We start from the raw sequence: 544 nt of genomic DNA, 5'->3' as shown, positions 1-544 counted from the left end.
GCCGACCACGCCCCCGACGACGCCGCCCGTCTCCGTCACGGACGTCTCCGTCACGAGCCTGCGCCAGACCGGGCCGACGGCCGCCGAGGCCACCGTCGAGATCACGACGGACGGAACGGGGCCGGTGACACTCCTCGTCGAGTGGTTCACCGGCGACGAGAAGGGCTCGCCCGGCATGCCGGACGGCTCCGAGAGCATCCGGCGCGAAGGAGCTGACCACTACACCCTGACGCTTACCCACACGGTCCAGGGCGGCGGCTGCTACTGGGGAGTGCGCGCGACCACGGACCCGGCCGCCGCGAACGGCGGTTCCCTCCAGCAGATCTTCATCAGGCGGTGTGTGATCACGTGAACGACGACGACTACAGCGCCACCGAACTGGGCAGCCACTGGTTCGAGGGCCCCACACCGGACCCGACGCCCGACCGCGTGGAGGGCGAAGTCCTGCGCTTCGGCCCGGGGGTGACCGCGGCCGCCGCCCGACGCGCCGAGACCACCCCGACCGCGGTCCAGATCTGGCACGGCACCCTCCCCGGCGCCCCGC

At 73.0% G+C, this 544-nt stretch carries 2 pseudogenes; both read left to right on the top strand.

The features are described 5' to 3' along the window. Window positions 1-352, top strand: a pseudogene (locus CCN56_RS43695) (serine/threonine protein kinase); the annotation flags it as partial. Next, a pseudogene (locus tag CCN56_RS38675) lies at window positions 349-544 on the top strand (hypothetical protein); the annotation flags it as partial. The pseudogenes CCN56_RS43695 and CCN56_RS38675, both read left to right, overlap by 4 nt.

It is taken from the genome of Streptomyces sp. NRRL B-24572 (genome assembly GCF_002156145.1).
Classification (GTDB): Bacteria; Actinomycetota; Actinomycetes; order Streptomycetales; family Streptomycetaceae; genus Streptomyces; species Streptomyces vietnamensis.
The sequence above is the reverse complement of the archived record's forward strand: the minus strand, read 5'-3'. Positions and strand labels throughout refer to the sequence as shown.